At 66.5% G+C, this 239-nt stretch carries 1 pseudogene; it reads right to left on the bottom strand.

The annotated features are described in order from the left end of the window. Window positions 1-239 (bottom strand): annotated as a pseudogene (locus B1205_RS32105) (glutamine synthetase); the annotation flags it as partial.

Below are 239 nucleotides of genomic sequence, written 5' to 3'. Positions count from 1 at the left end.
AGAGCGGCTTGGGCATGAACGTGGCCGTCTTGCCGTTCGCCCACGCCTCGTTCTTCACGATGTACTTGAAGAGCTGGAGCTGGTCGGCGGCGTGCAGCAGCGTCGAGAACTTGTAGTTGATCTCCGACTGGCCGGCGGTGCCGACCTCGTGGTGCGAGCGCTCGACGGTGAAGCCGGTGTCCACCAGCCGCCGCACGATGGAGTCGCGCAGGTCGGCGTAGTGGTCGACCGGGGGCACC

Source organism: Micromonospora sp. NBS 11-29 (assembly GCF_002140155.1).
GTDB lineage: Bacteria > Actinomycetota > Actinomycetes > Mycobacteriales > Micromonosporaceae > Micromonospora.
This window is presented reverse-complemented; position numbering and strand designations above follow the sequence as displayed.